This window comes from Jeotgalibacillus haloalkalitolerans (assembly GCF_034427455.1).
GTDB classification, from domain to species: Bacteria; Bacillota; Bacilli; order Bacillales; family Jeotgalibacillaceae; genus Jeotgalibacillus; species Jeotgalibacillus haloalkalitolerans.
This window is the reverse complement of the sequence record NZ_JAXQNN010000002.1, coordinates 603,029-622,098: the sequence shown is the minus strand read 5'-3', so window position 1 is coordinate 622,098 and position 19,070 is coordinate 603,029. Positions and strand designations below refer to the sequence as shown.

General features: G+C 41.6%; 21 protein-coding genes. 15 read left to right on the top strand and 6 right to left on the bottom strand.

Annotated features, from left to right (window positions below; translation table 11 throughout):
• The first annotated feature begins 24 nt into the window (after positions 1 to 24).
• The 5 genes from UFB30_RS08095 (at position 25) to UFB30_RS08075 (ending at position 4,353) form a co-directional block, all read left to right on the top strand.
• The gene (locus tag UFB30_RS08095; protein WP_322421173.1) at positions 25 to 555 is read left to right on the top strand and encodes a hypothetical protein; all 531 of its coding nucleotides are present in this window, start codon (positions 25 to 27) and stop codon (positions 553 to 555) included.
• Positions 556 to 641: 86 nt separating this feature from the next.
• Positions 642 to 1,784, top strand: coding sequence for an acyl-CoA dehydrogenase family protein (locus tag UFB30_RS08090; RefSeq protein ID WP_322421172.1), 1,143 nt, complete (start codon positions 642 to 644; stop codon positions 1,782 to 1,784).
• 158 nt (positions 1,785 to 1,942) lie between these two features.
• On the top strand, positions 1,943 to 2,419 hold the full coding sequence (gene cccA, locus UFB30_RS08085) for a cytochrome c550 (protein ID WP_322421171.1): 477 nt from the start codon (positions 1,943 to 1,945) through the stop codon (positions 2,417 to 2,419).
• A gap of 120 nt (positions 2,420 to 2,539) precedes the next feature.
• Positions 2,540 to 3,238 carry a tRNA (adenine(22)-N(1))-methyltransferase gene (locus UFB30_RS08080; protein WP_322421170.1) on the top strand — a complete coding sequence of 233 codons (699 nt, stop codon included), beginning with the start codon at positions 2,540 to 2,542 and terminating at the stop codon, positions 3,236 to 3,238.
• Entirely contained in the window at positions 3,235 to 4,353 is a 1,119-nt protein-coding gene (locus UFB30_RS08075; protein WP_322421169.1) for a Nif3-like dinuclear metal center hexameric protein, read from the top strand. The genes UFB30_RS08080 and UFB30_RS08075 overlap by 4 nt, the downstream gene beginning before the upstream one ends.
• 26 nt (positions 4,354 to 4,379) lie before the next feature.
• Here UFB30_RS08075 and UFB30_RS08070 read toward each other — a convergent pair whose 3' ends face one another.
• Together UFB30_RS08070 and vrrA are read right to left on the bottom strand one after the other, a co-directional pair.
• Complete coding sequence (locus tag UFB30_RS08070) at positions 4,380 to 5,354, bottom strand: 4-hydroxy-3-methylbut-2-enyl diphosphate reductase (protein ID WP_322421168.1); 975 nt, start codon at positions 5,352 to 5,354, stop codon at positions 4,380 to 4,382.
• A gap of 70 nt (positions 5,355 to 5,424) precedes the next feature.
• Positions 5,425 to 5,757: a VrrA/YqfQ family protein gene (gene vrrA / locus UFB30_RS08065; protein WP_322421167.1), complete on the bottom strand. Its 333-nt coding sequence runs from the start codon at positions 5,755 to 5,757 to the stop codon at positions 5,425 to 5,427.
• A 144-nt stretch (positions 5,758 to 5,901) separates the two neighbouring features.
• Here vrrA and UFB30_RS08060 point away from each other — a divergent pair, with 144 nt between their 5' ends.
• Positions 5,902 to 7,203, top strand: coding sequence for a DEAD/DEAH box helicase (locus tag UFB30_RS08060; protein ID WP_322421166.1), 1,302 nt, complete (start codon positions 5,902 to 5,904; stop codon positions 7,201 to 7,203).
• 15 nt (positions 7,204 to 7,218) lie between these two features.
• On the top strand, positions 7,219 to 8,115 hold the full coding sequence (locus UFB30_RS08055; RefSeq protein WP_322421165.1) for a deoxyribonuclease IV: 897 nt from the start codon (positions 7,219 to 7,221) through the stop codon (positions 8,113 to 8,115).
• A 234-nt stretch (positions 8,116 to 8,349) separates the two neighbouring features.
• Here UFB30_RS08055 and UFB30_RS08050 read toward each other — a convergent pair whose 3' ends face one another.
• Complete coding sequence (locus UFB30_RS08050; protein WP_322421164.1) at positions 8,350 to 8,589, bottom strand: hypothetical protein; 240 nt, start codon at positions 8,587 to 8,589, stop codon at positions 8,350 to 8,352.
• Between the two features lie 145 nt (positions 8,590 to 8,734).
• Between UFB30_RS08050 and UFB30_RS08045 the strand changes: the two genes are divergently transcribed.
• From UFB30_RS08045 to UFB30_RS08035, 3 genes are read left to right on the top strand one after another with little or no spacing between them, the layout of a single operon-like run.
• A complete protein-coding gene (locus UFB30_RS08045) occupies positions 8,735 to 9,505 on the top strand; it encodes a metal ABC transporter ATP-binding protein (protein ID WP_322421163.1) in 771 nt (256 codons plus the stop codon).
• Positions 9,506 to 10,345 carry a metal ABC transporter permease gene (locus UFB30_RS08040; RefSeq protein WP_322421162.1) on the top strand — a complete coding sequence of 280 codons (840 nt, stop codon included), beginning with the start codon at positions 9,506 to 9,508 and terminating at the stop codon, positions 10,343 to 10,345. It abuts the gene before it with no gap.
• A gap of 16 nt (positions 10,346 to 10,361) precedes the next feature.
• Complete coding sequence (locus UFB30_RS08035) at positions 10,362 to 10,772, top strand: Fur family transcriptional regulator (RefSeq protein WP_322421161.1); 411 nt, start codon at positions 10,362 to 10,364, stop codon at positions 10,770 to 10,772.
• Positions 10,773 to 10,793: 21 nt separating this feature from the next.
• Here UFB30_RS08035 and UFB30_RS08030 read toward each other — a convergent pair whose 3' ends face one another.
• Positions 10,794 to 11,372: a 5' nucleotidase, NT5C type gene (locus tag UFB30_RS08030; RefSeq protein ID WP_322421160.1), complete on the bottom strand. Its 579-nt coding sequence runs from the start codon at positions 11,370 to 11,372 to the stop codon at positions 10,794 to 10,796.
• A 119-nt stretch (positions 11,373 to 11,491) separates the two neighbouring features.
• Between UFB30_RS08030 and UFB30_RS08025 the strand changes: the two genes are divergently transcribed.
• The gene (locus UFB30_RS08025) at positions 11,492 to 11,836 is read left to right on the top strand and encodes a DUF4190 domain-containing protein (protein WP_322421159.1); all 345 of its coding nucleotides are present in this window, start codon (positions 11,492 to 11,494) and stop codon (positions 11,834 to 11,836) included.
• A gap of 35 nt (positions 11,837 to 11,871) precedes the next feature.
• Here the strand turns inward: UFB30_RS08025 and ispG are convergent, their stop codons facing one another.
• Entirely contained in the window at positions 11,872 to 12,981 is a 1,110-nt protein-coding gene (gene ispG / locus UFB30_RS08020; RefSeq protein WP_322421158.1) for a flavodoxin-dependent (E)-4-hydroxy-3-methylbut-2-enyl-diphosphate synthase, read from the bottom strand.
• 205 nt (positions 12,982 to 13,186) lie between these two features.
• Here ispG and UFB30_RS08015 point away from each other — a divergent pair, with 205 nt between their 5' ends.
• Positions 13,187 to 14,902 (top strand): methyl-accepting chemotaxis protein, encoded by a 1,716-nt coding sequence (locus UFB30_RS08015; protein ID WP_322421157.1) that lies wholly within the window; start codon positions 13,187 to 13,189, stop codon positions 14,900 to 14,902.
• Positions 14,903 to 14,946: 44 nt separating this feature from the next.
• Here UFB30_RS08015 and UFB30_RS08010 read toward each other — a convergent pair whose 3' ends face one another.
• Positions 14,947 to 15,726, bottom strand: a complete 780-nt coding sequence (locus tag UFB30_RS08010; protein ID WP_322421156.1) for a DUF1189 domain-containing protein — start codon at positions 15,724 to 15,726, stop codon at positions 14,947 to 14,949.
• Positions 15,727 to 15,971: 245 nt separating this feature from the next.
• Between UFB30_RS08010 and UFB30_RS08005 the strand changes: the two genes are divergently transcribed.
• The 3 genes from UFB30_RS08005 to UFB30_RS07995 all read left to right on the top strand — a co-directional run bounded on the left by UFB30_RS08005 (position 15,972) and on the right by UFB30_RS07995 (position 19,065).
• A complete protein-coding gene (locus tag UFB30_RS08005; protein ID WP_322421155.1) occupies positions 15,972 to 17,603 on the top strand; it encodes a Na/Pi cotransporter family protein in 1,632 nt (543 codons plus the stop codon).
• An 81-nt stretch (positions 17,604 to 17,684) separates the two neighbouring features.
• Positions 17,685 to 18,164 (top strand): DUF456 domain-containing protein, encoded by a 480-nt coding sequence (locus UFB30_RS08000; protein ID WP_322421536.1) that lies wholly within the window; start codon positions 17,685 to 17,687, stop codon positions 18,162 to 18,164.
• Positions 18,165 to 18,456: 292 nt separating this feature from the next.
• Positions 18,457 to 19,065, top strand: a complete 609-nt coding sequence (locus UFB30_RS07995) for a superoxide dismutase (RefSeq protein ID WP_322421154.1) — start codon at positions 18,457 to 18,459, stop codon at positions 19,063 to 19,065.
• Positions 19,066 to 19,070: the final 5 nt, after the last annotated feature.

Here is a 19,070-nt window from a genome sequence, read left to right as displayed (position 1 = left end):
GTTATACAGGCTGGAGGTTAACGGATGGATAAAAGAAGAAAAGAGACGATTGTGAACGAAATTAATTATTGGAAACAAAATAAATTATTGCCTGATTCATACTGTGATTTTTTGATGAATCTGTACACAAGTGGTGAAGGCGAATTTGAAGAAGTGAAGGAGTTAAAGCATAAACAGCGTAAAAACGTGATCGTTGCAGGATTTTCTCTTGCGGGAGGTCTTTTGGCAGTCATTGCACTGCTCTTTGGAGAGCTTGCTTTAGTGATTCAGGCATTGATTTCAATTTTAATCAGCGCAGGCATCATGATCGTCAGCTTCAGGCCTGGAACATCACCCCTCGTAAAGATTTTCAGCCGGATCATCTCTGCTTTTATTATTCTCTTATTTTCAATCGAATTATGGCGTACATATTATGTGAATCAGGTAAATGCCCTCTATCTCATCATTGGATTGCAATGTCTGGCCTGGGCAATTGGCGGCTTTTTTACAAAGCAGCATTACTTTACTGTGTCAGGTGCTTTGGGAGCAGGTGTATTACTTTTTCTTTATCTTTAAATGCGCAGAAAAAATTTAAGACTGTGACTTTTCAGTCTTTTCTTTTATAATGATAATGAAAGCGCATTCAAACAAGGGGGATCATCATGAATTTTGATTTAACACAGGAACAGCAAATGATTCAACGGACAATCAGGGAATTTTCACAGGAAAAAGTAGCACCCGGTGCACTTGACCGTGACCGTAACAAAGAGTTTCCTAAGGAAATATTTAAGGAGTTATCATCATTGGGGATGATGGGATTACCTTTTCCGGAGGAATACGGGGGTGCCGGGGGAGATACAACAAGTTTTGCAATTGTCACTGAAGAATTAAGTAAAGCATGCGGGTCAACGGGGATTACGTATTCAGCACATATTTCACTTGGTGGTGCACCAATCAATATGTTTGGTACACATGAACAAAAAGAAAAGTATTTAACACAGATTTGTGCAGGGGAATCATTTGGTTCATTTGGATTAACAGAACCAAACGCGGGTTCGGATGCAGGCGGTACACAGACGACAGCGAAAGAACAGGACGGAAATTATGTGATCAGCGGAAACAAGAGTTATATCACAAATGCCAGTTATGCAAAGTTTCTGGCTTTAACTGCCGTAACCGGGAACACGGATGGTAAAAAGGAAATTAGTGCGATCATTGTACCAACAGATGCTGAAGGATTTACCGTAATCGATAACTACGAGAAGATGGGGCTGCACTCTTCGAATACAACAGAACTTGTTTTAGACGAAGTGTCTGTACCCACTGATCATCTTCTTGGGAAAAAGGGAGAAGGATTCAGACAGTTTCTGATGACGCTTGATGGAGGCAGAATCGGTATTGCTGCAATGGCAGTAGGAATCGCACAGGCAGCATACGAGCGAGCGCTCAGTTACTCTAAAGAACGAAAACAGTTTGGCAGAAGCATTTCATCTTTTCAGGCGACTCAATTCAAATTGGCTGATATGGCGATGAAGATTGAATTGGCCCGAACAATGACATACAAGGCTGCATGGCTGAAGGATCAGGGGAAAAAGTTTACAAAAGAAGCGTCAATGGCAAAATTATATGCTTCTGAGATCTGTATGGAAGTCTGTGATGAAGCAATCCAGATCCACGGCGGTTATGGTTATATGAAGGAGTATCATGTTGAAAGGTATCTGCGTGATGCAAAACTTCTCGAAATTGGGGAAGGTACTTCTGAAATCCAGAGAATGGTGATATCAAGAGAAATAGGCGCTTATTAAAAAAAAATTTCTGTTTGTGTCTAAAATGCGACAAAAGGGGAAAAGTTGAGTATTGGGTCTTTCCGATTCCCATAAAGTAAAGTAAAATATGAATTGTTCATACCTGCAATTATAGGGTTGATAATTACATATTTTTTGTCAAAAGGGAGGGTAAACCATTGAATAAGAATCCGATTATTCCATTTTTACTAATTATGGTATTAGGTTTCGGTGTTGTTTTCTTCATGTCAGTTCAGGGGCTTGATGACTCTGAAGAGATGGCTGGAGAAGAAGAAGGCGGCGGCGAAGAAGCAGCAGGCGGTGACTTCGATCCGGAAGCACACTACCAAAGCACATGTATCGGCTGTCACGGTGAAAACTACGAAGGTGCAAGCGGCCCATCACTCGTTGGTGTAGGTGAAAATCTATCAGTAGATGAAATCGCTGACATCATGGTGAACGGTCGTGGCGGTATGCCAGGAGGCCAGGTTGATCAGGAAAATGCTCAGGCAATGGCTGAATGGGTAGCAGAGATCGGAGCTGAAGGCGGCGGCGAAGAAGGCGCTGAGGAAGGCTCATCAGAAGAAGAAGGATCTGAAGAAGGCGGAGACGCTGAAGAAGGATCAGAAGAATCTTCTGAAGAGGATGCAGCTTAAGCTGATTATAGTTCAAGATAAAAAGGGGCGACCGTCGACGGTTTGCCTCTTTTTTCAACGTGAGGTCAATGCGCCGGGAAGAAGCGAATGGCAGGTCGTCATTCAGGAGGAAGTGTAAAGATGAATAGTAACCAATTATCACAAAGGCTGAAAACTGTCGCAGATTTTGTCAAACCTGGTGAAACAGTGGCAGATATCGGGTCTGACCATGCATATCTGCCATGTTATCTGGTCAAGAATAACCGTGTTGAAAAAGCAATTGCCGGGGAAGTTGTTGAAGGACCGTTTCAATCCGCTGTTAAACAGGTGGAAGAGGATGGTTTAACAGCAAATATTGAGGTCAGAAAAGGCAATGGTTTAACTGTACTGTCACCGGGAGAGGTGACGACTGTGGCAATTGCAGGTATGGGAGGACCTTTGATCAGTGAGATCCTTGAGAATGGTAAAGACCGTCTGACAGGTGTTCAAAAGCTCATCCTTCAGCCGAATATCAATGCTATTTCAATCAGGTTATGGTTACAGGAGCATGGCTGGCAAATAAGTGATGAAAAGATTTTGGAAGAGGACCGTAAAATCTATGAAGTCATTATGGCTGAGCGTTCAGCAGATGTAAAAAAACTTTCTGAGGAAGAACTTCTTTTAGGGCCGGTATTATTAAAGGACAAATCTCCTGTTTTTATTGCGAAATGGAAACATGAACTGGTTCAGCTGAAAAAGATTAAAAAACAAATGGAGCTTGCTGAACAGAATACTTCTCTTTTAGAAAAGAAAAAACAGCTGGAACAGAAAATTATGCTGATTGAGGAGGCGATCAAGTGAAACAGGTAAATGGACATCAGGTTGTTCAGTTACTCGAACAGTTTTCACCAAAGGCTTTTGCGATGGAGGGTGACCCGGTAGGATTACAGACTGGCGCTTTGAACCGGAAAGTGTCAAAGGTGTTGACGACGCTTGATGTAACCCATGAGGTAGTTGATGAAGCAATCGAAAAAGGTGCCAACTTTATCATTGCCCATCACCCGCTTATTTTTCGCCCTTTAAAAACGATCAACCTGGAGACAAGTGCCGGGAGACTGATTGAAAAGTGTATAAAAAATGATATCACTGTATTTGCAGCGCATACGAACCTTGATGTTGCCAAAGGCGGTGTGAATGATATGCTTTCTGAAGCGCTTGGTCTTCAGGAGCCGAGTGTACTTGTTAAAACATTTGAAGACACGTATAAAAAACTGATCGTTTTTGTGCCGGAGACACATGCTTCGATCGTGCGTGATGCCATCACAGCTGCTGGAGCAGGACAGATAGGGGATTATTCCGACTGCACATTTACAACGGCTGGAACAGGGCGTTTTAAACCGGATACAAATGCAAAACCATTTATTGGTGAGCAGGGCTCAATCGAAGAGGTAAAGGAAGAAAAAGTGGAAAGTATATTTAAGGCTTCAAATGAAAAAGAAATTTTACATGCGCTCAAATCTTCACACCCTTATGAAGAGCCAGCTTTTGATGTGTTCGAACAGTCAATTCCAGGAGAAGTATATGGTCTCGGCCGTGTCGGTAAACTGAAAGAGCCTGTGTCGCTTGGTGAATTCACAGCTTTCGTTAAGAAACAGTTGAACGTGCCGGCTGTGAGAGTGACCGGTGACCCTGAGAAGCAAATAAAAAAAGCGGCAGTATTAGGCGGTATGGGAAGCAAGTATTTCCAGACAGCGAAGTTTGCCGGCGCAGATGTGTATATTACCGGAGATGTTGATTTCCACACTGCCCAGGATGCAGAAGCAGCCGGACTTTCTATTATTGACCCCGGGCATCATGTAGAAGAAATCATGAAAACAGGGTTAGCAGTTGAATTAACGAAGAGAGCAAATAACGAAGGGCTCAACGTAGAATTTATACCGTCATCCCTTTCGACTGAGCCTTTTACATTTATGTAAAAAAGAGCTGCCGCGGCAGCTCTTTTTTATTTGGAATAAGGCAGGATCGTTTCAGGCTTCGTAGGTGTTTTAATCTTAGGCAGTATTTTCGCAAGTGGAACATTTTTCTCTCCAAGCCATGTTTCCGGATTATCCGGATCGAACTGATTAATATAATTCATCACTTCTTTAACGATTGGCGTTGGAGTGGATGCACCGGCAGTTACTGCCACCGTCTCGCAGCCTAGCAGCCATTCGTGTTTGATTTCAGATACATCCGCCACTCTGTGTGCGGGTGTACCGGCAATTTCCTCTGATACCTGCGCAAGTCTGTTTGAGTTATTACTCATCGGATCGCCGACTACGATTAAAAGGTCAGCCTCTCCAGCCTGTTCAGCTACAGCTTCCTGACGCACCTGAGTTGCCATACAGATCTCTTTATGTTCTTCAGTCTGTGGATACTTCTCTTTCACTTTAACCATTACGTCCGCAACGTCCCATTGACTCATTGTCGTCTGATTTGTCACGATAATCTTGTCATTATCAATAGAAAGGCTTTCCACATCTTCAGGTTTTTCAACCAGGTGCACAACGTCCGGTGCAACACCTACTGCTCCTTCAGGCTCCGGATGTCCCTTTTTACCAATGTAAACAATATGATACCCTTCAGCTTTTTTCTGACGGATCAGGTCATGGGTTCTTGTTACATCCGGGCATGTCGCATCAATTGAAATCAGCCCTTTTTGACGTGCGATTTCCCGCACTTCCGGCGATACACCGTGTGCTGTAAAAATAACCGTTCCCTCATGTACTTTTTCAAGAATTTCTTTTCGGTTTTCACCATCAAGCGTGATAATACCTTCTTCTTCAAATGCGTCTGTAACGTGTTTATTATGAACGATCATGCCCAGAATATAGATCGGACGGGGCAGTGATTTATCCATCGCTGCATTTCTTGCAATCACCATTGCATCTACTACACCATAGCAATATCCGCGCGGTGTTATTTTTAGTGTCTTCATCAGAATCCTCCTGCACGTAAGACTTTATACCATCAGTATAAAGCAGATGACGTACAGGAACAATTAAAAGCTATATATAAAGCTTCGGAGTGGATTCAGGACGCCTGACTGGTTCTTTCTTCAAAGCAGCTTTGCTTTCTGATTTTGGATCTTCCTTTATGTCTGTGACATTACTTTCGTCGGCATCTAATTCATTAAAAGCCTTGTATAATTTCCACATCGCAGGGAAATTTTTAATCATAGGTCCATATTGCTGCACGTAAGGCATATAGCGGTGGGCGGTATTAATAAATTGCTGGGCAGTACCGGCCCACTTCTGAAGCGACGCAATTGAAAAACCGGCTGTTTTTGGAGCAGTCTGAACAACCTGAAAGGGAATGGGATATGGACGATAAGGATACATGAATTACACCTCCTGTACAGTGTTATCATATGCAAAATGTCTATGTTTGGAGAGACAGAAAAAGCCGAAGTTCAGATATACATAGCTTTTTTAATAAAAAAAGACTATAATTAAGTTTTGATGCGAATAGAAGGAGTGACGTATATGTCATCATTTAAACAATATAATTTCCAGCCATTTTTGATAGATGCAATTGAGAAACTTGGATTTCATGCACCAACAGCTATTCAGGAAAAAATGATTCCGATGATTAACCGCGGACAAAGTGCAATTGGCCAGTCCCAGACAGGAACAGGGAAGACTCATTCATACCTGCTACCGCTGATTAACCGGATTGAAGCTGACCGTCAGGAAGTTCAGGTAGTAATCACTGCTCCGACAAGAGAACTGGCAAGACAAATCCATCACGAAGTTAAATTCCTGATTGAGGATACAGCTTTAACAACAAAGGTTTTTGTTGGTGGAACAGACAAGCAGCGAGCGATTGAAAAGTTAAAGCAGCAGCCGCATATCGTTGTGGGAACACCAGGAAGAATTAATGATCTTGTGAGTGAGCAGGCACTGCAGGTCTATACTGCGAATGCAATTGTCATTGACGAAGCTGACCTGATGCTTGAAATGGGCTTTATTGAAGACGTGGATCAGGTTGCTGCACGTATGAAAGAAGATCTTCAGATTTATGTCTTCTCAGCAACGATTCCTGAGAAACTGAAACCTTTTCTTAAGAAATATATGGAAAATCCTCAATATGCCCATATTGAACCTAAACAGATTCAGGCTGAAAATATTGAGTTTGTACTTGTGCCTCAAAAGAGCCGGTCACGTGAAGCTGTATTGCTTGATACACTGAATGCCATTAATCCTTATCTGGCAATTGTGTTTACAAACACGAAGTCAAAAGCTGACGAAGTAGCTGATTACCTTTTAAATAAAGGTTTGAAAACAGGACGCGTGCACGGAGGATTGTCACCACGTGAACGTAACAAGATGATGAAACAGATCAGGGACCTAGAATATCAGTATATTGTTGCGACGGATCTTGCAGCAAGAGGAATTGACATCCCTGGCGTCAGCCATGTGATTAACTTCGAGCTGCCACAGGACCTTGATTTCTTTATCCACCGTGTCGGCAGAACAGCGCGTGCGGGTCACTCAGGGACTGCTATCACGATTTATGAGCCTTCTGATGAAGATGCACTTGCGCAGATTGAAAAGAAAGGCATTCAGTTCAGTCATCAGGAAGTGAAAGCCGGTGAGTGGGTAAAGCTGAATGACCGTCATAAGCGTTCAAGCCGTCCTAAGGGTGAGAATGAGATTGATAAAAAAGCAAAATCACTCGTCAGAAAGCCTAAAAAGGTTAAACCGGGTTATAAGAAAAAAATGAATTATAAAATGGAACAGATAAAAAAGAAAGAACGCAGAAAAAATAGAAGAAATAATAATTAATTGGGGGAAATCAGTATGTTGAAAATCGGATCACACGTCTCAATGGGTGGCAAAAAAATGCTTCTCGGAGCCAGTGAAGAAGCGGTATCATACGGGTCATCCACTTTTATGATTTATACAGGTGCGCCTCAGAACACAAGAAGAAAAGCAATTGAAGAACTGAATATTGAGGCAGGCCTTGCGCATATGAAAGAACACGGAATCGAAGATATTGTCGTCCATGCCCCGTATATCATTAATATCGCAAACACTACAAAGCCGGAAACTTTCGAGCTTGGGGTTAACTTTCTGAGATCTGAAACTGAAAGAACGGCTGCGCTTGGTGCAAAACAGATTGTCCTGCATCCCGGTGCCCATGTTGGTGCAGGAGCGGATAAGGGTATAGAACGAATCATTGAGGGGCTGAATGAAGTGCTGACGGCTGATCAGACTGTTCAGGTTGCCCTTGAAACAATGGCTGGCAAAGGATCTGAATGCGGCCGTTCATTTGATGAGCTGGCAAAGATTATTGATGGAGTTACACACAATGAAAAGCTTTCCGTATGCTTTGATACATGCCACGTTCATGATGCGGGCTATGATATTGTGAATGATTTTGATAGTGTACTTGAGGAATTTGACCGGATCGTAGGGCTTGACCGGATTAAAGTCGTTCATGTCAATGACAGTAAGAACCCAAGAGGTGCTTCAAAGGACCGTCACGAAAATATCGGGTTTGGTCATATCGGATATGAGGCACTTGACCGGATCGTTCATCATGAAGTCTTTTCACAGATTCCTAAAATCCTTGAAACACCGTACGTCGGTGAAGATAAGAAAGATAAAAAACCGCCGTACAAGCACGAAATCCAAATGCTTCAAAACAGAGCATTTAATGAAAAGTTAATCGAAGAGATTAAAGGAAATGCTTAAAAAAGCTTTTTAATAGTTTGGATAGATCGACTAAGTATCAAGAGAAATACAAAGTGCAGGATCATTCCGAAGACTCCTGCGGAAAAACGATCGAGAGAGACCCCGCAGGGCAGTGTTTTTCTGCCCGAGGAGGCTCGAACGTTCGTCCGCGGAAAGCGAAGGAATGATCCTGCACGGTTTATGAAATTCAACAACCTGAAAAAGGACTGTCCCCGGACAGTCCTTTTCACATGACTAAAGAAATGAAGTCGCTTTAAGTATTAATTCTTTTGTTCTTTTTTTGCCTAACAGCTGTTCGGTCTCACTAAATAGATGGGGGAGCGACTGGATACAGCTGAAATTATTTTTTAAAAGTAATTGTAACTTCGTACACTCCTGCAAAGAGAGAGAAACACCTGCAGCAAGAAGATAAAGCTGGATTTTTGCAGGTGAAACAGTGGCAAGGTATTCAAGATTAACCGGTTGTTTTCTCATAATTCCTCCATCATTAATCATATTTCTCATGGCACCGATGATAAATATAAATGAATAAAACTAAATTCATTTACATCAGAGATTCAGAGGTGTATACTAATGAATTGTTAAATCGTAACGATTCTAATTTGAAAGAGGTGGCACGATGAGTCATCATGTCATAGAGCTAAAGCATATTAACTATCGCTATGATAAAGAGCAGGTCTTAACAGATATTAACCTTGCAGTGCCAAGAGGATCATTTCTTGCAGTGGTCGGTCCAAACGGATCTGGCAAATCCACCATGCTGAAATTGATTCTGGGACTCCTTAAAGCAAAGGACGGGGAGGTTAAGCTGTTTGATCAGCCACTCCATAAATTTAAAGAGTGGGAAAAGATCGGCTACGTGTCTCAAAAAGCAAATGCTTTTAATACCGGCTTTCCTGCAAGTGTCTACGAAGTAGTAGCGAGCGGCCTCACAAAAAAAGCGGGATTGTTTAAAAGAGTAGAGCGGAAGTATAAAGCTGAAATTATGAATGCGATCAAAGCGGTGGATATGCAGGATTTTGTGTACCGGAATATTGGAGAGCTTTCAGGTGGGCAGCAGCAGCGTGTGTTTATTGCGAGAGCCATCGTCAGTCAGCCGGAAGTATTGATACTTGATGAGCCGACTGTTGGTGTTGATGCTAAAAACGTACAGACATTTTATGATATGCTTGAACGTTTGAATGTTGAACTTGGAATTACACTGGTGCTGGTCACACATGATACCGGTACTGTTTCAAATAAAATTACACATGTAGCATGTCTGAATAATACATTACATTTTCACGGTAGTGCAGAGGATTTTGAACAGGTAAAAGATCATGAGCTTTCCGGATTTTATGGACATGATGTTCAGACGATTCATCATGATCACAGTCACGGGGTGCATTAAATGTTAGAGGCGATTTTAAGGTATGAATTTTTACAGAATGCTTTTGCAGCAGGAATTCTGATTGGACTGATTGCACCTTTGCTTGGGGCTTTTATCGTAGTCAGAAGACTGTCGTTAATTGCAGATGCACTCAGTCATGTAACGTTATCAGGTATTGCTGCGAGTCTGTTTTTAAGTAAGACTTTTGTGGTATTTAACGGCTTAAATCCACTGTGGCTCGGGATGGGTTTTTCAGTTGCGGGTTCATTATTAATTGAGAGGCTCAGAGCTGTATATAAACACTACCAGGAGCTTGCCATTCCAATTCTATTATCAGGCGGGATTGGTGTCGGGGTTATTTTTATATCGCTTGCAGATGGATTTAACACTGATTTGTTCAGCTATCTGTTCGGAAGTGTCAGTGCTGTTGGAAGAAGCGACTTATATTTGATTACCGGAATTTCCGTCATTGTTCTGCTTATCGTATCTTTATTATATAAAGAGTTATTTTTATTATCATTTGATGAAGAGTTTGGTAAAGCATCAGGACTATCTACAAAAGCGCTTCATTTAGTGTTTATGGTCATGACGGCGCTGGTGATCGCAGCTTCAATGAGAATTGTCGGCATACTTCTGGTATCATCATTAATGACACTTCCGGTTGCAGCGGCGATGAGATTATCCAAAGGTTTTAAACAGACAATCGGGCTGTCAGTGCTATTTGGAGAGATCGCAGTCATTGTCGGGCTGATCAGTGCGTTTTACCTTGATTTAGCGCCGGGTGGTACCATTGTCGTATCGTCTATTCTGATCTTACTTGCTGCAATTGGTTATCGGAATTGGTTCGCTGTAAAGAAATAACAATGGGGTGATAGATGTGAACCTTCAGGAAGCAATCGAATTATTAAAGCAGGAAGGTTTCAAGCAAACCGGTAAAAGAAAAATGATGCTTGAGCTTTTTGACCGGTATGATCGTTATATGACAGCAAAGGAAGTCCTTGAAGAGATGAGTCTTCATCATAAGGGATTAAGCTTTGATACAATTTACCGGAACCTTTCCACCTTTGTATCACTGAATATACTTGAAGAAACCGAATTATCGGGGGAAAAGCATTTTCGCTTCGTTTGTGACAGCGGTCATCACCATCATCATTTTATCTGTCTTGACTGCGGCAAAACCAAGCAAATCCACACGTGTCCAATGTCCGCTTTAAATGAGAATTTAAGCGGTTATGATATCTCCGGTCATAAGTTTGAGATCTATGGCACATGTCCTGAATGCCAATAACGATAAAAAAGCTCAGTCCGCTTATCTTTGCGAACTGAGCTTTTTTTCAAATTGCTGAATATAAAATTTTGCCTCATGCCATGACGTAATTCTGATGACGCCCTCGGGATGCGGCTGTCTGTTATAAGGTGCATCAAACAGCAGTACAGGAATCCCTGCTTCCTCATGAATATCAACAGCATTGTCATGCTTATCCTCTAGAAACAGATCAATTCGGTTGTCCTTCACTGCCTTAAGTTTATTGTGGGAACCGGTCAGAATAATCCGGTCAAAATGAATATCATGGCGATGAAACCATTCTTTCGTCAAATGCTGGTGTTCAGTACCTCTGGCGCTGATATAGATTAGCTCGTGGGAAGACTGTAATTGCTTTAAAACAGCATCTGCCTCTTCATTCATTGGTGATGCCCCGTAAATTTCCGCTTCTGTTGATTCAAACCATTTCGAAAATGTCTCAGGATTTACTTCAGGCAGGGCCTTGGTTAAGTCATATTCTTTTATATCATCAAGTGTAAGGCGGCTGTTAAAAGCACGATTAATGTGCGGGATCAGTGAAGAAGGACAGGTGACTGTGCCATCGATGTCAATTCCTAAACGCATGCTGCATTGACTCCTTTTTACATTCTTTATCAATACAATAACACAGAAAAACAATTTTCCATACATAGATTTATCCGCATTGCCCAAGCTAAAGTAAGAAAGCAGAGGAGGGAAACTGGTTGAATGATGAGAAAAATGAGGAAAAAAATAAAGAAATTATTAAAACGGAGTATGATACGGAGGTAGGAGATGAGCTCTCTCAGGTGAGTCCGTCCTGGTATGCAGATACTGAACGGAAGAGAGACGGTGTAATCAAAAATACCAACAAGGGCATCTGGCTTGCTTATGCTTCAATTATTCTGGGTATACTTGCTTTTTTCACAGCGCCGGTCATCTTCGGAGCGGCAGCGATCATATTAGGGTTTCTTGCGAGAAGATCTAAAGAGGCGAAAGCAGGGGGAATCGGGATTGCGATCGGTTTGATTGCAATGCTGCTTGGGATATTGATTTATCCACTGCTATAAAAAATTCCCGGCTATCATCAGCCGGGAATTTTTATTTATTTCTGTAGGGCTGCTTCTTCAGCCTGCTTGCGGTAGTGTTCTTCAGCAAGCTTATCAATTTCAACCTTCAGTTCTTCAACCATTGTCGCTTCAGGTACTTTACGGACCGTCTTGCCTTTCATGAACAGAAGACCTTCTCCTCTTGCACCGGCGATTCCGATATCCGCTTCACGTGCTTCACCAGGACCATTAACTGCACACCCTAACACTGCAACTTTCAGCGGAGCTTTAATCGTTGAGATATACTCCTCAACTTCATTCGCGATTGAAATCAGGTCAATCTCAATTCTTCCGCATGTAGGGCATGAGATCAGCGTTGCCGCATTAGATGCAAGCCCGAATGATTTTAACAGTTCCCGTGCAACTTTTACTTCTTCGACAGGATCTGCACTAAGTGAAATTCTCAGTGTATTACCGATGCCTTTACTCAAAATTGCGCCGAGACCTGCTGCACTCTTCACTGTTCCTGCAAAAAGGGTACCTGATTCTGTGATCCCGAGGTGTAAAGGATAGTCAAAAGCTTTCGCTGCTTTTTCATATGCTTCGATCGCAAGGTTTACATCAGATGCTTTCATCGACACGATGATATCGTGGAAGTCCAGATCTTCAAGGATCTTAATATGGTGCAGCGCACTTTCAACCATTCCGTCAGCAGTAGGGTAACCGTATTTCTCAAGAATTTTTCTTTCTAAGCTCCCTGCGTTAACACCGATACGGATCGGAATGTTCTTTTCTTTAGCTGCTTTTACAACAGCTTCAACCTTTTCGCGTCGGCCAATATTACCAGGGTTGATTCTGATTTTATCTGCGCCGCCTTCGATCGCCTTTAAAGCCAGCTTATAATCAAAATGAATATCAACGACTAAAGGAATATTAATTCTTTTTTTAATTTCAGGAATTGCATCAGCTGCTCTTTCGTCAGGGCAGGCAACCCGGACAATCTGACATCCGGCTTCTTCAAGCCGCTTAATTTCTGCAACAGTTGCTTCAACATCATGCGTTTTTGTAGTTGTCATACTTTGAATAACAAGTTCGTTATTTCCACCTATAGTTAAATCCCCGACTTTTACAGGGCGCGTATTCGAACGATGTGTAATGTCTCCCACCAGTCATTCGCTCCTTTTTGATTTACTCAAATTTCTATTCCTACTTATTCTAACAGTGTTGAATTCACATTGACAACTAAATGAACGGTGAAAGCGCTGTGAATATGCTTTCACATCATCCTTTACATATTCTTAACGAAGATCGTGTTTGCTCTTTACAATGAATTGTGACAATATACCTATAAATCTTAGGAGGATCATACACATGTCACGGATTAGAAATGTATTAAAGCCTATAATCAATCATGCTCAAAAGATATTAGGAAAATTTAATCTCGGGTCAAGAGTCGCCCTGGTAGTTCTGTCAATCTGTATTTTATCATCTGTATATATAGGGTGGTCGGGATATGAGACAGCTAAGGAATCAGCTGAAGGTCTGATGGAAGACCGTCTGACCAGGGAAGCTGCAATTGCTAATGAACTGATTAAAAATGCAAAACTCACATATCCCTCAGATGAAGATAAGTTTGAAGAACAGGTCAAGAGAATTGTGAATCAGCAGGCTGCAGCATTAGGACAGGATGGTTTAAACGGAAAGATTTATGCAGTAGGTGAAAATGATTCAGTATCAATGGCATCCGGAAGTGTCAGTCCTCTGACAGACAATATTATAGAAGAAATTAATCTTCGTGATAAAGGAACATTAAATACTGAAATTGATCAGGAGCCTTACTTACTCTCTTTTTTCAGAATTCAGGAATTAAGTCAGATTTATGTGATCGCAGTGCCGGAAACAGACTACCTGAAGGAGCAGGAGGCACTTGGTCAATCTATTATCCGGGTGGTTGCTTTTACAACCCTGTTAGCCATTCTGCTGACAATTCTGCTTACCAGATCAATCAGCAAACCATTAAATATTCTTAGGGAAGAGATGAGAAATGTAAGGGGAGGTATTTATACAAATGCGCGTCATCAAATAAACACAACTATTCCTGAGATTGTTTCACTGAATAAGAGCTATCAGATCATGATGAACACAATCAGAACATTAATGAATGAGTTGAAAGCGGCTGGAGATAACCTTAATCGTTCAGGGGAAAAGCTGATCGATCGCTCAGATCACATGTTCCGGACGCTCGATCCTGTCAGGAGAAAATCCCGTGTTATAAAAAGTCAGGCAAATGAAACGTCTGCTTCCTCTGAAAAAAGTCTGGAGACAACATTACATATGGCCAGAGAGATTGAAACGATGATTCAAACGCTGTATGAGACGAATCAATTAAACCAGCAGCTGATTGACAAAAGGGATGAGGGAATAAAAAGTGTTCATCAGATGAATGCTTCCATGAAAGTAACTGATCAGAAGCTTCAGGAGTTAAGCAGGGAAATCAAAGGATTAAGAGAACATACAATACAATCCAAAGAAGCTGCCTATTTAATAAAAGAGATTGCTGACAATACCAGACTGCTGTCACTGAACGCCTCAATAGAAGCTGCTAGAGCGGGAGAAAACGGGAAAGGCTTTGCAGTAGTGGCAAAAGAAGTAGGCTCATTAGCTGAACAATCATCTAAGCATCTCTCAACGATTGATCAATCCATGAACAGGATGGTTCAGGTCAGCGGAGAAGTTGAGTCAAAGTTCAATGAATTAATGGCTGATACTGCTGTAAAGCTTGAGGAATCTTCCAACGGAATAAAATATTTTAATGCTTTAATCAATCAGATGGATCACTCTACACAAAAAATCAGTTCAGTGTATCATCAGACGGTTGAGTTCGAGAAAATACTACCTGGTGTAAAAACAACAGGCGAACATGCACACCTGATCGCAAAAGAAACGAATGAAGGGTTTGATGAAATGACCAGAACGCTCAGTGAACAGGAGTTATTAATCATAGAAGTAAAAGAAATTGCAACAGAACTGTACCGGATATCATCACATCTTAACGAACAATTCAATCATCCTTCTGATGCTGTTTAACTAAAAAATGCACCTTCACGTACGAGTAGTGAAGGTGCATTTTCTTATGCCTGACTTTTCTTTTTAGGCTGTGGAATTTCCTTAATTGCGAGATAGAGAATTAAACCGGTAACAAACCAGTTAATCAGTGTTGCGAGCGGTATCACTGATCCCACAAGGTCCGCAATCAGGAAGAAGACAGCAGGGAGTGCAGAACTGTATGCTGCCATCCTGAAGCTGTGGCGATATGTCAGCTTTCTTCCTGCAGATGCTGCAAGTTTTGTTCCGATCCATCCGAAAACAGTTGCTTTAATGAACAGTATTCCGGCAACCAGAATAAAAATGAAGGCTAGAATGAAAAAGTAAATAATGAATTTAGCACCTTCAAGTGAATTGAGTAAAGAGGCAATCCCAGCGCTGCTTAAGTCAAATCCTTCAAACGTATCATACTGATATTCCTGGACACTGCCCGCAGTTGCGACCGCAAGCCGGTCAGATAAAAATGCTACAGCCGCTTCCTCATCAGTTAAATCACCGGAAGTCATTTGATCAGATCCATCTACATAAAAAGTAATGCCGCTGCTGCTGGCTTCTGCTGTAGCAGCCTCCTCAGTCTGCAGTTCTCCATTTTGCACTTCAAACGAAGGAAGGTCATTTAACAGCAGTTCCTCTCCATCAGAGAAAAGTCCCTCACCAATCGTCGAAACCTGAATGATGGCAGGAATAATCGATAAAAATCCCAGTAAAAACACAAATAAAATCGTTTTGCCTATTCCCTGAAAACGGAATCTGGCGATATCTTTCGGTGAATACAAGCTTTTATAAAGTTGTTTAAAAATATTCAATCATAAACCCTCCGATATAAGTTAGACACCTTTATATTGTACTTTTAACTGTTAAAAAAGAGCAAATGTGTGAAAAATGAAAAAGTAAGCGGTTCTTTCTGTAACATAATTGTAATATAAAAGGTCGATTATTAACCGATTGTAAAGATTTCACCTAACCCCTTTACTTATACCATGCAAAGAATTAATAATGATGGAGGGTTTTCAAGAAGTATGACTAAATTTGTTAAACAGGGGTTGAAATCATGGAAGTGAATTGGCAGGAAGTCTTCTTTACATTTATCGGGGGACTTGGGATATTTCTATTTGGTTTAAAGTTTATGGGAGACGGTCTGCAGAAATCAGCTGGTGACAGACTGAGAGCAATTCTGGATCGTTTTACAACTAATCCGTTTATGGGGGTCCTTGCGGGTATTGTTGTAACGATACTCATTCAGTCCAGTTCAGGTACGACAGTTATTGTCATCGGGCTGGTCAGCGCCGGATTTATGACACTTCGTCAGGCGATTGGTGTTATTATGGGTGCGAATATTGGTACGACTGTTACAGCATTTATCATCGGATTTGATATCGGTGCATATGCATTGCCGATTATCGCAGTTGGTGCATTTCTATTATTCTTTGTGAAAAAACCTCAAATAAATAATCTTGGTATGGTTGTCTTTGGATTTGGCGGACTCTTCTATGGTCTTGAACTAATGGGAGAGGGAATGAAACCGCTGCGTGAGCTTCAGGCTTTTATTGATCTTACGCAAAGCATGAGTGAAATTCCGATCCTTGGTGTAGTAATCGGTACAGTATTTACAGTTGTTGTTCAGAGTTCGAGTGCGACAATCGGTATCCTTCAGGGACTTTACTCTGAAGATCTGATTACCCTTCAGGCAGCACTGCCGGTTCTTTTCGGTGACAACATTGGTACGACAATTACTGCTGTTCTTGCATCAATTGGTGCATCAGTAGCTGCTAAAAGAGCTGCGATGGTACACGTGATGTTTAACGTGATCGGTTCAGTACTATTCTTAATTCTATTGATCCCATTCACTGCATTTATCGTGTGGATTGATCAGTTTATGAATCTGAATCCTGAAATGCAGATTGCATTTGCGCACGGAACATTTAACGTTTCAAATACAATTATTCAATTCCCATTCATCGCTGCGCTTGCATGGGTAGTAACAAAAGTTGTTCCTGGTAACGATGTAGTAGTGGAATTTAAACCTAAGCATCTTGATCCGAATTTTATTGAACAGTCACCTTCTATTGCGCTTGGTCAGGCGAAAGAGGAAGTACTGCGCATGGGTCAATTTGCAGTGCAGGGTTTAACAGAATCATTTGAATATCTAAAAACTAAAAATAAGAAAAATGCTGAACTCGGCTATCAGGTTGAAGATGCAATTAATAATCTTGATTCAAAAATCACAGATTATTTAATTCAACTTTCATCAAGTTCACTTTCAGCACAGGAATCTGAGCGCCATTCAGTGTTAATGGATACCGTGCGTGATATTGAGCGGATTGGTGACCATTTTGAAAACGTGATTGAGCTTGTGGATTATCAGCAGGCGAACAAAGTGAAAATGACAGATGAGGCAATGGCTGACCTGAATGAAATGTTCACATTGGCGATTGAAGCAGTTTCTCAATCAATTGACTCTCTTGATACAAATGACCACGATAAAGCACGTGGCGTAGCTGAGAAAGAGGATCTGTTAGATAAAATGGAACGTAAATTCCGTAAAAAGCATATTCTGCGTCTGAATGAGGGAGCGTGCACGGGACAGGCTGGTATCGTATTTGTAGATATCATTTCCAACCTTGAACGTATTGGAGACCACTCAGTTAATATTGCAGAAGCAGTACTTGGAATCAGAAAATAATAGATGATGCCGGCTGACACCTCAGCCGGCATTTTTTGTTATACTTAACGCAATTATGATATTGAAAGGGAGATGAGAGACATAGAAGCGATTTTCTGGGTACTGATTATTTTAAGCTTTGCAATCGCCTTTATCGGGTTGATTTATCCAATCATTCCAAGTGTACTGTTTATTCTGCTTGGATTTATTTTGTATGGTCTGTTTTTTTCTTTCGCAGATTTCACCTGGTTTTTCTGGACTGTACAAATTCTGTTTATCATTCTGCTGTTCGGAGCTGATTATGCTGCCAATTTATTCGGTGTAAAAAGGTTCGGAGGTTCTAAAGCCGGCATCTGGGGAAGTACAATCGGTCTTTTAATCGGACCGTTTATCATTCCGATCATCGGGATTCTGATCGGACCGCTTGCAGGTGCAGTAATCGGTGAATTGCTGGTGAACAGAACGCCATTCAAACAGGCAATCAAAATTGGTTTCGGATCTCTGATCGGCTTTATTACGTCAGTGATCACTAAGGGAACCATTCAGGCTGTGATGATCATTATTTTCTTTTTGTATATTTAGCTATGTTAAAGTCCATTGTTATTTTCGCACAGCTGTTGATTGAAGTAGAAGGGGGCGGCTGCGGCAGGAAGGGACAGGTGAGGCCATGGCGAAGCCCGCGGCCACGAAGTCCCCCTCTCGCTGCAATCACCAGCCAACTTTAGCAAAGCCATTTGTTTAAATTCGGACTTAAGACTGAAAAAAGCGTTTGCAATGCTTATTAATTGAATAGAATTGGCTATTCTGATAATCTGAAAACAGTTGATTCCGCATTAAGCGGAAAATTACACTACATACAAGGAGGAATTCAATCATGGCTTACACATTACCAGAACTACCTTATTCTTATGATGCATTAGAACCGCATTTTGACAAGGAAACAATGAATATCCACCACACAAAGCATCACAACACTTACGTAACAAAATTAAACGATGCACTCGAAGGTCACGATGATCTTCAGGCTAAATCAATCGATGAGCTTGTAGCTGATCTCAACAGCGTACCTGAATCAATCCGCACTGCAGTTCGCAACAACGGAGGCGGTCACGCTAACCACTCATTCTTCTGGAAGATTCTATCTCCTAATGGTGGAGGCGAACCTTCAGGCGATCTTGCGTCTGCAATCAACAGCAAGTTCGGAAGCTTTGAAAAGTTCAAAGAAGAATTCGCAGCAGCCGGTGCCGGCCGTTTCGGATCAGGCTGGGCATGGCTTGTAGTAAACAACGGCGAGCTTGAAATCACAAGCACACCAAATCAAGATTCACCATTAACAGAAGGTAAAACGCCTGTTCTTGGTCTTGATGTTTGGGAGCATGCTTATTACCTGAAGTATCAGAACAAGCGTCCCGATTACATCAACGCATTCTGGAGCGTTGTTGACTGGAATGCTGTTGAAAAGCTTTACACTTCAGCTAAATAATTGAT